This is a genomic window from Chitinophaga pendula (assembly GCF_020386615.1).
GTDB lineage: Bacteria > Bacteroidota > Bacteroidia > Chitinophagales > Chitinophagaceae > Chitinophaga > Chitinophaga pendula.
This window is the reverse complement of sequence record NZ_CP077769.1, coordinates 6,022,670-6,036,419: the sequence shown is the minus strand read 5'-3', so window position 1 is coordinate 6,036,419 and position 13,750 is coordinate 6,022,670. Positions and strand designations below refer to the sequence as shown.

Genomic DNA, 13,750 nt, shown 5'->3' with positions numbered 1-13,750 from the left:
TAAGCTATAGGAGAACTATAGGAGAGGTGGACGTGAGCTGTAACGATATGATTTTTATGCGGTTATGAGGGGTTTGGTAGATATTGGTACAAAAAAGTGACCAGACTGGATATTTATCTAGTCTGGTCACTTTTTATTGAAAATCAGGATGTAATTATTTGATGGTCCAGGTTTCTTTGCCTGCGAGGAGTTTATCCAGGTCGCCGGGGCCTCTTTTGCTGATGGCTTCTTCCAGCTGGAAGGACATTACTTCTTCGTAGGTGTGCCGGTGTGCCTGATAGAACACGCCGAACGGACGGGGGAAGCTGCCTTCTATGCGAGGGTCGTCGAAGAGGCGGGTGAGTAACTGGGCTTTATAGAAGTCATTTTCGTCATGTATCCAGAGGTCGGAAGCGCTATATGCTGTACCGAGTTCTACTACTACCGGTCTCAGGCCATCGAGGCGGATACCCTTATTCTTTTGGGCGCCGAAAACGAGTGGTTGGCCTTGTTCTAGGAACAGGGTTTGTTCTGGTTTGCTGGCTTTTTCAGTGAATATTTCGAAAGCGCCATCGTTGAAGATATTACAGTTCTGGTATATTTCCAGGAAGGAGGCACCTTTATGGGCGTGGCTACGTTTGAGGAGTTCCTGCAGGTGTTTGGGATCACGGTCCATGCTGCGTGCGATAAAGGTGGCGTCAGCTCCGAGGGCGAGTGCCAGGGGATTGAACGGGTGATCTATACTACCGAAGGGAGTGGATTTTGTCACTTTATTCTCTTCGGAGGTAGGGGAATACTGTCCTTTGGTCAGACCGTAGATCTGGTTGTTGAACAGCATGATATTGACATCGAAGTTCCGGCGCAGCAGGTGGATGGTATGGTTACCGCCGATGGAGAGGCCGTCGCCGTCGCCAGTAACGATCCAAACGCTTAGTTCGGGGCGGGCTGCTTTCAGGCCTGAAGCGATGGCGGTAGCACGGCCGTGAATGGAGTGCATACCATAAGTGTTCATGTAGTATGGAAAGCGGGAGGAGCATCCGATACCGGAAACGATCACGATATTTTCCCTGGGGATACCCAGGCCAGGCATGATAGTTTGTACCTGTTTTAATATAGAATAGTCTCCGCAGCCGGGGCACCAGCGAACTTCCTGGTCTGTTGCAAAATCTTTGGCTGTGAGTGCCTGCGGAGCAATAGTAGCTGTAGACATTTTTCTGTTTTAATAGTACACAAAGGTACAATAATCGGTAGTTAGAATGGATACTTCCGTGCAGGATATTGGCTGCCTGGTGGCAGCAGCCAATATCTAGCGGTTATTGTATCCGCTCACGGAATTTATTGGTGTTGTTGTGCGTCGTTGTTAGTGAGCAGGTCCCAATATTCGGCTGCTCTGCGGGTATGAGGGATGACGATGGTGCCTCCCACTATATTGGCGACGGCAAAGATCTCGTACATTTCTGCTGTATTGATACCTTGTTCGTGGCATTTGCCCAGGTGGTATTTGATGCAATCGTCGCAGCGCAGTACCATTGAAGCCACGAGGCCTAACATTTCCTTTACTTTGGTATCCAGCGCTCCTTCTGCATAAGTGTTGGTGTCCAGGTTAAAAAGGCGGTTGATCACCTTATTTTGTTTGCCCAGGATCACTTCGTTCATTTTTGCCCGATAGTCGTTGAATTCCTGTATTGCGTCTGACATAGCTTTAGGTTTAGTTTGTTTTTCTGAATAGTTCACTTCCTTAATGGCCTAAAGCTATGAAAGGATAAGCAAATATAGGATAATCCACTATCCTTGTAGACTAAGCGTAAAATGCTCCTCAAGTACTGAATTATATAGGATATATATAATTGTTTGTTTTTAAGCAGTGTATGAAGGTATTTGTGTTTATCGTAGATAACTGCAGGTTATTGATCATAACAATTAATTATGGCTTTTATTCGGAAGTTGCCAGGAAGTCCTTTAAACCCTGGACTATTTTATCTGCCATTAATTGTTGGAAAGCGGGATCGAGGGCTTTCATCTCATCTTCGGGATTGCTGAGAAAGAGTGTTTCTACCAGGACATCGGGGAACTCCGTTGGATTATTGAGGATAAAATTGAAATTGTTATTGTTGGCGAAGCCGCTAAGTCCGGTTTCCTGCATTCGTTTATAGATGGCATTAGCGAGCGGTTGGCAGAAAGGATGTTTGTAATAAACAGCGGTGCCTTTGATATCGACTGGATTGGCAGCAGAGTTCAGGTGTATGCTGAGTAGGAGGTCAGGATTGGCTTTCCGATAAAAGGAGAGTCGTTCTTCGTTGGCGAAGAACTGGTCCCGGGTGCGGGTGGTAATAATGCGAACACCTTCTTTCTCCAGTGCAGTTTTGAGCAACGAGGTGATTGCCAGCGTAAGTTGTTTTTCATAGATCCCGGCGGGGCCCATGGCGCCTACGTTGCTGCCCCCATGTCCGGCATCCAGCCCGATGGTGAGGCCGCTTAATGTGCGGGATGCCGGGGGCCGTTTTACTTTGATCACCAGGTTGTTGCCTTCATAATAAAGCTGGTAACCCCAGGGTTGGCGGTGTTGCAGTGCGATGTTGATTCTGAAGGTATTGGGGGCCAGTTGCATGAAGCCGACGCGGCTGATCTCTTTGGTGCCTTGCGGTAATGCCTGCAGTCCAGGTTCGGAATAGGCGCCATAGACATCGACAGTTATTTTACCAGGGTTTACATCCTGTGTGGAGAGGTAAGGTAATTTCTCAGACAGTTGAATGGATACGTAATCGTGGGTGGCATCTCCCCATGCGCGGGGTTGGGAGACGATACTTACCGGTACGGCAGCATCCAGTGTTGCCGTATCCAGCAAGGGTTCGGGGACGTAGGCATATTCGCCGGGCGCCAGTTTTACTTTATAGTAATCGCCAACCTGTCCGGCGATTTCGAGCAGTACATTTTTATCCAGGTACCCCAGTTTATCTGGTCCCAGGCGATCTCCTTCAGGAGCAATATTGAGATAGGTCATATTGTCGATGGTACGACCTACAAAGGGATGTTCACTTTGCAGGAAAGAATACCTGTTGCTGCTTTCTTTCGTGGCAATACTTCCATCCGGGGATTTAAGCATGATGTACAGCTTACTATCTTGCAAGGTGGAATCTGCTTCCGTGATCACATAGCTCCCGGCGTATATGCCCGGTACGCCACCGGTTTGGGACGTCGGGAGTTCTTTTATCGGGGTACCATTGATCCAGCTTGCCTGGCAGCCGGGGTATCCTTTCATGCGGATACGGATGGTATCACCCTCCATTATCCGGAGATTGCCTTTAGGGGTGACTGTCAGATAATCGATACGGAAGATGGGGGTAGCGGTGGGCGCCGGGGGGATATTGTAATAGTAATTGATATTCCTCGAATAGGTCTTTCCGGTGGTATCGGTAGCTGTGAGCACGAATCTGCTGGTACCTGGTGTGAGTGTTCGTGCAATAGCGAATGACCCTGTCGGGTATACGTAGATGCTATCATTGTTCAGCGATAGTTTACAGCCCTGGCAGGTCCTGCCTGAAATGAACTGTCTGGGAGTGCTGGTATTGTTTTCCTCTCGGGTAGGTTGTACTAACCGGATGAATGTCTGAGCTGCTGATCTTACCGTGGTACTGGTAAAAGCCAATGTTAATGTAATGCCAAGTAGAAATTGCTGTATCCTCATATTGCCGCTTCAAAAACTACAAAAATAAAAATCCGGACCTGAAGCCGGATATAGGAGATAAAAGTTGCAGGTGTTCAGCAGGAGGCTATTGGTTTTAAACGCCGGTGTTGTAGCCTGCGTATTGGGCGAATAGTTAAAAAACAGTTAAATCGATTATTTGTTTCAGGGTATGCCTGATTCTTTTCGTTCTATAGCTGGCGAGGTGGCGATTTGCTGCGATATGGTTGCTGCTTTCGGGATAGCTCATATATTTTCAACATATTTGCAGCTATATGTCTTCTTTTTACTTACCATATCGTCATAGTCGTTTTTTTCGGTATCCGGGAAGGGAGTGGAAAAGAATTATTGATCTGTCTGCATGGTTTTGGTGAAAGTTCGGCTTATTATGCGGCGATCATACCTGAATTGAAGGAGCTTTATACTGTGGTGGCATTGGATATGCCTGTGCATGGGGATACGGAGTGGAAAGAAGGAGGTCCGTTCCGGAAAGAGGACCTATATACTGTAGTAAAGATGATACTGGAGCGGGAGGGGTTTCAGCGTTTTTCGCTCATGGCCTATAGTATGGGAGGACGGCTGGCCCTTTGTATTGTAGAGGCATTGGCCGCATTGATAGATAGGTTGATACTGGTAGCTCCTGATGGTTTGCATAATAATCCCTGGCATCGTTTTGTAACTACTACTAATATTGGCAACCGGCTGTTCCGTTACGTTACTTATCATCCGGCGCCATTTCTTCGTTTACTTATTTTATGGAAAAAGTTGGGGTGGCTGAACCAGAGTGTATACAAATTTGTATTGAACCGTATGGATACGGAAGAGAAGCGGGCTTTAGTTTATAATGTATGGACCTGTATGCGTGAGATGCGGCCTGATAAGGAGCTTTGTAAGTCATTGCTGGCTAAATATCATATTCCAACGTTGCTGATTTTCGGGAGATATGACCGTGTAATACCACCCGCGATGGGAGAGGAATTCTTGGACGGCACGTTTGCAGGAAAGTTACTGATCATGGAGAAGGGGCATCATCTGCTGACCTCTGAGTTGGCGGAGATCGTAAAAAAGGAGATAGCTGTAAATAATATTTAGTTTCGCCATAATGGGCGCTATGCCATCTGTATAATTTTAATGGATTTCATGTACGTATTTCTGGCTTTTGTATTGATATTGGGACTTATTTATGCACAATTGATGCTTAAGTACAGCTATGGCTGGAAGAAATTGCCCACGTTTGTGCCGCTGAATACGGTGAGTGGGTTCACCAAAGTAACGGTGATCATTCCTGCCCGTAATGAAGCTGCCAATCTACCTGCTTTGCTGGATGCGTTACGGCAGCAGACCTATGATCCTGCGTTACTGGAGGTGATCCTGATCGATGATTTTTCTACCGACGATACTGCCGTGGTGTTTGAACAATATGCCACACCTAATATGCGGCGATTGCAGTTGAGTAATTATCTGAATGCGGAGCAGCGCCTTAATTCTTACAAGAAAAAGTCAATAGAGATCGCGATCGCTGAGGCAACAGGACATCTTATTGTGGCCACGGATGCGGACTGCGTGATGGGGCCAAAGTGGATAGAAACGATGGTATTGTTTTATGAATTGCATCGTCCCAAGTTTATCGCAGCGCCGGTAAGTTTTTATAAAGAGCATAATTTCTTTAAAGCGATGCAGTCGCTGGATTTTATGACCATGCAGGGGATCACCGGGTCGGCATCCCAGCTGCGTAATGGTACATTGTGTAATGGCGCCAATCTCGCCTACGAGCGGTCTGTATTTTATGAGGTGGATGGATTTAAAGGTATTGACAACATTGCTTCCGGCGATGATATGTTGTTAATGTATAAGATTTTTAAGGCTTATCCGGAAGGTGTCATGTACATGAAGAGCCAGGATGCGATAGTGCGTACTTTGCCGGTAGATACCTTCCAGGCTTTTATGCATCAGCGTATTCGCTGGTCGTCGAAGGCGGACAAGTATGAAGATAAACGCATTACCAATGTGCTGATCTGGGTGTATATATGGAATGTGACGCTGCTTGCGTTGGGGATTATGGCGATCGTACGACCGATGTGGTGGCCCTGGTTATTGATTGCGTTGTTATTCAAGATCACTATAGAGTTGTATTTCCTGATACCGGTATCCCGTTTCTTCCGGAAAACGGAGCTGCTGGTATGGTTTGTACCAGGGCAGCTGTTCCATATACCTTATATTGTGGTGGCCGGCTGGCTGGGGAAGTTTGGGTCTTATCAGTGGAAAGGCCGGAAGGTCAACTAATGAAGTACTATCAACCGAAATATCATCGATCAAACCAATAATATATCGTGGAGACGCTTGCGGCGTAATAAAGGTGCCATGGCGGGATTGTACATAATCATCCTGGCAGTGCTGGTGGGGATATTTGCCTACCTGCTGGCGCCGGATCATACGCCTTATGCCAACCGGATGACTTTGGAGACCGGTGGGCAGCGTCCTGGTTACAGCATACAGATGCTGGCGATCAAAAAGCAGCAGCCAGTGGAGCCGGTGGGATGGGGAGAGCGGCTGTTATATGGTGCGCCATCTGCGTTTACGTGGGTGCCGATCCGGTCCTGGCAATTTCAGGACACGGTACTGCTGGTGGCGCGTTATGTAGACGAGGAAACACAGGTAATGGCCAGGTATCCATTGTCGGTGATATGGTATGGGCAGGAGCAACCGGTCAAAGATGTAGCCGCTTTACGGCAAAAGATAGCGGCGGAGCGTATTTTTAAACAAACCTTCTGGCTGGGGACGGACAAGTTCGGCCGGGATATTTTGAGCCGTTTGCTGGTAGGGGTAAGGGTGAGCCTGAGTGTGGGTTGTATTGCGGTAGTTATTTCGCTTACGATAGGGGTGTTGCTGGGCGCTGTAGCAGGATATTTCCGGGGATGGGCGGACGATGTGATCATGTGGTTGATCAACGTGATCTGGTCGGTACCTACTTTACTACTAGTATTCGCTATTACCCTGGCGTTGGGGAAAGGCTTCTGGCAGGTCTTCATTGCGGTAGGGTTGACGATGTGGGTAAATGTGGCCCGTATTATCCGGGGGCAGGTGCTTGCTTTGAGGGAGTTGCAATTTATTGAAGCCACGAGGGCATTGGGATATAGTCATACCCGAACTATTGTCCGGCATATTCTACCGAACATTCTGGGGCCGGTGATGGTGGTGGCAGCCAGTAATTTCGCCACGGCAATTGTGGTGGAGGCTGGTTTAAGCTTTTTAGGGGTCGGTGTACAGCCCCCACAGCCTTCCTGGGGGCTAATGATCAAGGAGAACTATAACTTTATTATTACGCACAATCCTTTGCTGGCATTGGTACCTGGCATCGCTATTATGCTAATGGTGCTGGCATTCAATTTATTGGGAAATGGATTGCGGGATGCACTGGATGTGCGGAGTCAGCACGTGGATAAATAAGCGGCGGCCTGATTTTGTAGTATGATAAATTTATTTAATTTTATGGTAGCCAAAAGATCAACATGCCACTCAGACCTATCCTATTCGTTTTTTTCACCCTGTTAACGATCGGTATTGTTTCTTGTAAAAAGAAAAATAAGGATAATCCTACCCCTAATCAGACGGAAGAAGGCATTGCTTTCAATCTGGATGGAGTACAGGAAGGGACTTATAATGAGGCATTGGGAGCCAGTCATCCTTTTAAGGTGTTGTTGACTTCCAAGATGCCGGAAAGTGGGATCGTAGTGGAGATCACGGCGGTGACTGATCCTGGTGGGCAATCTATAGCGCAGCCTCCGGTAGCGCCGACCAAGGCTACGCCGGTGGATGTAAGTGTGAGTGGATTGGAGTTTGCCCGTACCTGCTTGGTGAGGGTAAAGGTGAGTTCGAAGGATAAGCCACAGAATACGGTGTTTAAGGAATTCCGTATTACATTAAAGAAATAGCGGCCTGCAGGCTTTACATATCATTATTCCCGATAACCCTGTTGATAATTCCTAGAGCCACCAGCACCTTTACGGACGTCTGGTGGCTATTGTTTTTGTATATGCCCGCTCAATTTTGCTTAGGTTTGCAGCCGGTAGATTATTAACAGCGTATGCGTATAGCAGTAAACGCCGCGAGTCTGTTACAAGACAGTGCAGCGGATAATGGCAATGTGGCGACAGAGATATTGTTTCGCCTTTGTAGTGATCATCCGGAGCATCAGTTTATTCTGATCACGGACCGGCAGTTAGCGTTGGACAGGATATGGCCGGAGCATGTATCCTGGGTGGTGCTTCCTTTGACGGGGAGTACTTTGTTCAGTCAGTACCGGTGGAGAGAGTGGTCTTTGCCTAAGGTGCTGAAGGCCCAACGTGCTGAGATGTTATTGGGAATGAACGGTAGCCTGCCATTGCGGAGTAAGTTGCCCGGTAGTTTGTTGATCCGGGATCTTTCTTTTCTGCATGGGGTAGCCGGGGAGTCTGCCAGTGCACAACGCAGGAAAAAGCAGCAGTTAGACCGGTCTATTCGTGCGGCACAGCGGATCGCTGTGGTGTCCCAATACCTGGTGGATGATCTGCGTACGCATTATCCCACTTTACAGCAGGTGGAGCGGGTTGTTCCGGCGGTTCCGGCGGATTACCGGCCATTGGAGTGGGAGGAGCGGGAAGCGGTGAAGCGTGCCCATGCAGGTGGTGTAGAGTATTTTATTGCGGTAGGCAGTATGCATCCCCGTAACAATATATTGCCCTTGTTAAAAGCATTTTCGTTTTTGAAGAAGCGTCACCGGTCGAATATGAAGCTGGTATTGGTAGGGCGTGCTATGGCGGCAGGTGCGGAGCTGATCGCTTCGCTGGAGAGTTATCGTTTCCGGCAGGATGTGGTGTGGTTGAAAGAGGCAGATCATGCTTTGCTGGCGCAACTGATTGGGGGCGCCTATGCATTGGTACATACGGCGCGATTTGATGGGCTGGCTATGCCGATATTATATGCCGGCGCCTGCCAGGTACCGGTGATCGCGATTGACAGTGCAGCGGCCCGTGAAGCGGGAGGGGAGGCGGCCTTATATTGTAATCCTGCCCAGCTGGAGGAATTGGCAGATAATATGGCCAGGGTATATAAGGACGAAACGCTGCGTAACGGCCTGTTACAGAGGATCTCACCTCATGAAGGCAGTAGTATGGACGTATTGCTGGGCCGGTAATTGGGAACCTTTTGCGTTGGCTGATAGGATACGCTTATTAAATCATTATTTTTGCGATCTAAAAAAAGAGAAGGATTACTATGGGAAAGACATCGACCATTCAAATACAGGTAGGGCTGGATGATAATAAAGTGCCGGAGAAAATCCAGTGGAGTGCGACTGACAGTAGTGCGGAGCGCTTGAACGAGGCTAAAGCCATGATGGTGGCTTTTTGGGATAGTGGAGAGAAGTCTGCCCTTCGCATTGACCTTTGGACCAAAAGCATGATGGTAGACGAAATGGCTGATTTCTTTTATCAGACGTTGATGACGATGGCTGATACTTACAAGAGAGCTACTAACTATACCGATCAGGCGGATGATCTGCGGGCTTTCGCCAAAGATTTTCTGAAGAAATTCGAAGACAAGCAGGCGAAGGAGCAGTAAGGCTCATTAATCTGTTCATCCGATTAACCGTAAAAAAAATACTATGTCACTGGAATTAACGATAAACGACGCCATTAAGAAGGCGATGCTGGCCAAAAGCGAGGCGGAACTGCGTGCATTGCGTGCCATTAAGGCGGCTATTCTGCTGGCTAAGACAGCAGAGGGATCTACGGGCGATCTGTCTGAGGCGGAAGAGAGCAAATTATTACAGAAGCTGGCAAAGCAACGGAAGGATTCTCTGGATATCTTCCGTCAGCAACAGCGGGAAGACCTGGCAGTGAAAGAGGAAGAGGAGCTGGCAGTGATAGAGCAATATCTGCCGAAGCAGATGAGCGAAGCTGAATTGCGTGCTGCTGTGGCGCAGATCATCAGTGAAAGCGGTGCATCCAGCCCTGCCGATATGGGTAAGGTGATGGGAGTGGCTACCAAGCAACTGGCTGGAAAAGCTGACGGTAAAGCTATCTCTGCACTCGTAAAGGAGTTGTTGGCTAAATAGGCCATCCTGCTGCTGTTATGGGCATAGATATCATTTTTGCCATCCTACTTGTGCTGGCTATTTATAAAGGATTTACCCGCGGCCTTATCGTCGCGGTATTTTCTTTTGTAGCGGTACTGTTAGGGACGGCAGCGGCATTGAAGCTGACTACTGTCGCTGCTTTGTATGCCCAGGAGCACTGGGAGATACAAAGCCGGTGGTTGCCTGTACTTTGCTTCATTTTATTGTTCCTTGCTGTGGTAGTGGTGGTGCGTATAGGCGCTATTGCCATTCAGAAAATAGTAGAGGCTGTGATGTTGGGATGGCTTAACAAGCTGGGGGGTATCTTACTATATGCCGGTATTTTTACTATTCTGTACAGTGTATTGTTGTGGATCGCTAATCAGCTGTACTGGCTGAGCCCCGAAGTGAAACTCCAATCTGTCGTTTACCCCTACATTTCTCCTATTGGACCAGCTGTGATGAATGGTGTCGGTAAATTGATCCCTGCATTCAAGGACATGTTTACTACACTTGAATCTTTTTTTGACAAGGCAGCGGCGGCTATTCAGGCAAAATCATAGCACAGGTTGGTATACTTTGTGTGAAAATATATGCGTTAATGGTATTGGCGGATTAATCACACGGTGGAATATTCCCATTCTCCCAGGGATTATGCAGATAAATAGCCAGGAAATTTTACACGCCTGCAATCTTTAAGCTGTGATTCAACGTAACTTTAATAGGAAGAGCTACTAACGGACAGGGATAAGCGAATGGGCATTGTTACCATAATTTCACATCTATTTTGTACGCTATTGGAATATTCTTTGTTATTATTGTAGAAGAATAGAATTGTATCATGCTGGCACGTGAACTCATATCGACGGTTATACCGGTGTTACATCCGATGGATGCTGCATCCAGGGCGTTGCGCCTGATGAATGAATATCATCTTACGCAACTTCCGATGGTGGTAGAGAACCGTTATATGGCGTTGGTGGAAGAAGATGATATTCTGGACCTGGAAGAGCCGGATACCTTATTGGAAGCTATGGAGTACAATGGGGTGAAGCCTGCCATCCTGGAAAATGCGCATTTGTTTGAGGCCCTGAAGTTGTTTTATGACCTGAAGCTCAGTGCCATACCTGTGGTGACCAAGGAGAATGAATACCTGGGTATGATCACTAAGGATAATCTGTTGGGTACTTTAGCGCAGCTGAACGGGGTGAAGGAGGTCGGGGGTATCCTGGCACTGGATCTTGATCCCCGTGATTACAGCCTAAGTGAGATTGCCCGTATTGCTGAGTCAAATGATGTTTCATTGTTAAGTGTTAACACTATCACTAACCCTAGCACCGGCCGGCTGGAAGTACTGCTGAAGACGAACCGTCTGGAGCTGCACAGCCTGATAGCTACCTTCGAGCGATTTAACTACATTATAAAATACACGATCTCAGAAGAACAGGAGGAAGATCTGTTGAAAAAGAACTATGACCTGTTGATGAACTATATCAGCATGTAAGGTCGGGAGCTTGTCCGTGTATCGGTGCACATCTTTCTTTATATAACTACCTCACTGTTTACTGTCGGACCTACAATGAATAGTTTGCGATATTGGATAAGCCTATGTTGCCTCCTGTTTGGACCCTTGCTTGCTGCTGCCCAGCAGACGGAGCCATCCCCCGCCGCCACTCCGGTCAGGCAGGACACTTCTTATATTGTAGTTCGTGAAGTACTTATCCAGGGAAATAAGAAGACCAGGACCTCTATTATACTCCGGGAGTTAAGCACAGTACCCGGGGATACCATTTATCTGCGTGAGTTATCGGAAGTATTGGAAGAGCGCCGTAAGCAGCTGCTCAACACGTCCCTGTTCCTGAATGTGACGGCAAATATCAGGAATTGGTCGGGGGATCATGCGGATATTGTATTCGAGGTATGGGAGCGGTGGTATACGTTTGCGTTTCCGATATTCAAGTTGGCAGATCGAAACTTTAACCAATGGTGGGTGGAGCAGAAGAGGAGTCTGGACAGGGTGAACGTAGGGGTGAAAGGTTACCAGGAGAATATGACCGGCCGTAACGACCGGCTTAGCGCCGAGGTACAACTGGGCTATACACAACGTATCGGCGCCGCTTACAATTTGCCGTACATAGACAAACGGTACCGGCATGGGTTAGGATTTTCCTTTGCCTATTCCCGCAACAGGGAAGTGAATGACAGTACGGTCGAGAATAAGCAGCAATTTTTCAGGAAACGGGAGTTTCAGCGACAGCAATATACAGCTGCGCTTACCTATACTTACCGGCGGGCGATCAATACCCGGCACCAGGTGATCCTGTCTTATAATTTTGAGAAGGTGAGCGATTCTGTGGTGATCCGTAATCCGGATTATCTGGGCAATGGCCGGCACCGGGTGCAATACCTGGATCTGATGTACCGGGTAAGTTATATCAAGGCAGATAGCTGGCAGTATCCGTTGAAGGGGGTTAGTCTCGAAGCGGATATCAGCAAGCAAGGTATTCCGCCTTTTGATGATATCAGTCATGTACGTATTCACCTGAAGGCGATAAGATATTGGGAGCTATTCAGGAAGACCTATGCGGCATTGGGCATACGGGCACAAGCCAAATTTCCGGCAGACCAGCCTTATATCAATCAACGGGCGATCGGGTATATGGATGATTATTTGCGGGGGCTCGAATATTATGTGGTAGATGGTACCAGTTATGCGATTTTTAAGTCTACCTTGCGACGTGAAATGGCGGCATTCAAGATGCATTTGCCGATCGTTCCGAAGAAATTCAATACCGTACCTATTCGTCTGATGGCCAAAATTTACGGGGATGTGGGATATGGCTACAGTAAGTTTCCTGGTGGTCCTCTGAACAATCGTCTGTTATATACCGGCGGGGTCGGTTTAGATATTGTCACCTTTTACGATGCTTGTCTCCGGCTGGAGTATAGTATGAACCAGTTAGGTCAAAAAGGGCTATTTTTACACGGTCAGCTAGATATGTGAGATAGCCATGGCAGGCCTGTTGTAACGGGCTGGCCTTTCCGGAGTATCCAATTATCCGGTATTAATATTCAGCCAAATAATTATGCAGATAGCGTTATATAGTCGAGGGTTTATTACAGAAGATCTGGGAAGTATACAGTTTTTGCTGGATCAGTTGCTACGGGAGGATATAGAGATCCTGGTATATGAGCCGTTTTACAGTAGTATTAAGGCCCATATAAAATGGGGAAAGGAACCGGCATTATTTTCCAGGGCGGAGGATCTGCATGGCAGGATCGATCTGCTGATAAGCCTTGGGGGAGATGGGACATTACTGGACACGGTATGTTATGTACGGGATAAAAATATACCGGTGGCGGGGATCAACTTTGGTCGTCTCGGTTTTCTGGCATCTATTGGTAAAGAGGAGATACATACGGCGGTACAGGCTTTGTTGAACCGTACCTATATGGTGGAGAAGCGGGCACTGCTGCACTTGGATGCCAATATTCCCTTATTCGGCGATGTACCTTATGCGTTGAATGAGTTTACTATTCATAAGAAGGACACCTCTGCGATGGTGAAGATACATACCTATCTGAATGGTGAGTTCCTTAACACCTATTGGGCGGATGGTCTGATCGTATCGACGCCTACCGGTTCTACTGGTTATTCTCTAAGCTGCGGTGGGCCTATTGTTTTTCCCGAGGCTGGCAGCATTGTTATTACCCCGGTTGCTCCTCATAATCTGAATGTGCGACCTATTATTGTTCCGGATGATAATGTCATTTCTTTTGAGGTAGAGGGGCGAAGTGATCAATTCCTTTGCACATTGGATTCCCGTATGGAAACAATTGATAACACGGTACAGCTGGCTGTTAAGAAGGAACGGTTCACGTTTAATCTGCTGCGGCTGGAAGAGGGTAACTTCCTGAATACCTTACGAAATAAGTTGCTTTGGGGGATTGATGCAAGAAATACCTCCTGGCGTGTATAGCTGTCAGTAACATGT

General features: G+C 47.5%; 14 protein-coding genes. 11 read left to right on the top strand and 3 right to left on the bottom strand.

The window, feature by feature from the left end; genetic code table 11:
- Positions 1–154: 154 nt before the first annotated feature.
- From KTO58_RS22395 to KTO58_RS22385, 3 genes are all read right to left on the bottom strand, one after another.
- Positions 155–1,189: a 2-oxoacid:ferredoxin oxidoreductase subunit beta gene (locus tag KTO58_RS22395; protein WP_095837258.1), complete on the bottom strand. Its 1,035-nt coding sequence runs from the start codon at positions 1,187–1,189 to the stop codon at positions 155–157.
- A gap of 125 nt (positions 1,190–1,314) precedes the next feature.
- Positions 1,315–1,677: a carboxymuconolactone decarboxylase family protein gene (locus KTO58_RS22390; RefSeq protein WP_095841443.1), complete on the bottom strand. Its 363-nt coding sequence runs from the start codon at positions 1,675–1,677 to the stop codon at positions 1,315–1,317.
- 235 nt (positions 1,678–1,912) lie between these two features.
- On the bottom strand, positions 1,913–3,664 hold the full coding sequence (locus tag KTO58_RS22385) for an N-acetylmuramoyl-L-alanine amidase family protein (protein ID WP_095837259.1): 1,752 nt from the start codon (positions 3,662–3,664) through the stop codon (positions 1,913–1,915).
- Positions 3,665–4,009: 345 nt separating this feature from the next.
- Here KTO58_RS22385 and KTO58_RS22380 point away from each other — a divergent pair, with 345 nt between their 5' ends.
- The 11 genes from KTO58_RS22380 to KTO58_RS22330 all read left to right on the top strand — a co-directional run bounded on the left by KTO58_RS22380 (position 4,010) and on the right by KTO58_RS22330 (position 13,735).
- On the top strand, positions 4,010–4,753 hold the full coding sequence (locus KTO58_RS22380) for an alpha/beta fold hydrolase (RefSeq protein WP_255613900.1): 744 nt from the start codon (positions 4,010–4,012) through the stop codon (positions 4,751–4,753).
- Positions 4,754–4,801: 48 nt separating this feature from the next.
- Positions 4,802–5,944, top strand: a complete 1,143-nt coding sequence (locus tag KTO58_RS22375; RefSeq protein ID WP_157752788.1) for a glycosyltransferase — start codon at positions 4,802–4,804, stop codon at positions 5,942–5,944.
- A gap of 78 nt (positions 5,945–6,022) precedes the next feature.
- Complete coding sequence (locus KTO58_RS22370; protein WP_198315152.1) at positions 6,023–7,108, top strand: ABC transporter permease; 1,086 nt, start codon at positions 6,023–6,025, stop codon at positions 7,106–7,108.
- A gap of 62 nt (positions 7,109–7,170) precedes the next feature.
- Positions 7,171–7,593, top strand: coding sequence for a hypothetical protein (locus tag KTO58_RS22365; protein ID WP_095837263.1), 423 nt, complete (start codon positions 7,171–7,173; stop codon positions 7,591–7,593).
- Positions 7,594–7,745: 152 nt separating this feature from the next.
- A complete protein-coding gene (locus tag KTO58_RS22360) occupies positions 7,746–8,834 on the top strand; it encodes a glycosyltransferase (RefSeq protein WP_095837264.1) in 1,089 nt (362 codons plus the stop codon).
- Positions 8,835–8,914: 80 nt separating this feature from the next.
- A complete protein-coding gene (gene gldC, locus KTO58_RS22355; RefSeq protein ID WP_095837265.1) occupies positions 8,915–9,259 on the top strand; it encodes a gliding motility protein GldC in 345 nt (114 codons plus the stop codon).
- Between the two features lie 43 nt (positions 9,260–9,302).
- Positions 9,303–9,755 carry a GatB/YqeY domain-containing protein gene (locus KTO58_RS22350; protein WP_095837266.1) on the top strand — a complete coding sequence of 151 codons (453 nt, stop codon included), beginning with the start codon at positions 9,303–9,305 and terminating at the stop codon, positions 9,753–9,755.
- Between the two features lie 17 nt (positions 9,756–9,772).
- The gene (locus KTO58_RS22345; protein WP_095837267.1) at positions 9,773–10,318 is read left to right on the top strand and encodes a CvpA family protein; all 546 of its coding nucleotides are present in this window, start codon (positions 9,773–9,775) and stop codon (positions 10,316–10,318) included.
- Between the two features lie 278 nt (positions 10,319–10,596).
- On the top strand, positions 10,597–11,259 hold the full coding sequence (locus tag KTO58_RS22340) for a CBS domain-containing protein (protein ID WP_095837268.1): 663 nt from the start codon (positions 10,597–10,599) through the stop codon (positions 11,257–11,259).
- Positions 11,260–11,343: 84 nt separating this feature from the next.
- On the top strand, positions 11,344–12,759 hold the full coding sequence (locus KTO58_RS22335) for a BamA/TamA family outer membrane protein (RefSeq protein WP_198315153.1): 1,416 nt from the start codon (positions 11,344–11,346) through the stop codon (positions 12,757–12,759).
- A gap of 82 nt (positions 12,760–12,841) precedes the next feature.
- A complete protein-coding gene (locus KTO58_RS22330; protein ID WP_095837270.1) occupies positions 12,842–13,735 on the top strand; it encodes an NAD kinase in 894 nt (297 codons plus the stop codon).
- Positions 13,736–13,750 lie beyond the last annotated feature (15 nt).

Bases quoted from the DNA above. Each gene is read 5' to 3' on its own strand.
- KTO58_RS22330 (WP_095837270.1), top strand. From the start codon at position 12,842: ATGCAGATAGCGTTATATAGTCGAGGGTTTATTACAGAAGATCTGGGA.
- KTO58_RS22395 (WP_095837258.1), bottom strand. From the start codon at position 1,189: ATGTCTACAGCTACTATTGCTCCGCAGGCACTCACAGCCAAAGATTTT.
- KTO58_RS22350 (WP_095837266.1), top strand. From the start codon at position 9,303: ATGTCACTGGAATTAACGATAAACGACGCCATTAAGAAGGCGATGCTG.
- KTO58_RS22390 (WP_095841443.1), bottom strand. From the start codon at position 1,677: ATGTCAGACGCAATACAGGAATTCAACGACTATCGGGCAAAAATGAAC.
- KTO58_RS22385 (WP_095837259.1), bottom strand. From the start codon at position 3,664: ATGAGGATACAGCAATTTCTACTTGGCATTACATTAACATTGGCTTTT.
- gldC (WP_095837265.1), top strand. From the start codon at position 8,915: ATGGGAAAGACATCGACCATTCAAATACAGGTAGGGCTGGATGATAAT.
- KTO58_RS22340 (WP_095837268.1), top strand. From the start codon at position 10,597: ATGCTGGCACGTGAACTCATATCGACGGTTATACCGGTGTTACATCCG.
- KTO58_RS22375 (WP_157752788.1), top strand. From the start codon at position 4,802: ATGTACGTATTTCTGGCTTTTGTATTGATATTGGGACTTATTTATGCA.
- KTO58_RS22365 (WP_095837263.1), top strand. From the start codon at position 7,171: ATGCCACTCAGACCTATCCTATTCGTTTTTTTCACCCTGTTAACGATC.
- KTO58_RS22360 (WP_095837264.1), top strand. From the start codon at position 7,746: ATGCGTATAGCAGTAAACGCCGCGAGTCTGTTACAAGACAGTGCAGCG.
- KTO58_RS22370 (WP_198315152.1), top strand. From the start codon at position 6,023: ATGGCGGGATTGTACATAATCATCCTGGCAGTGCTGGTGGGGATATTT.
- KTO58_RS22345 (WP_095837267.1), top strand. From the start codon at position 9,773: ATGGGCATAGATATCATTTTTGCCATCCTACTTGTGCTGGCTATTTAT.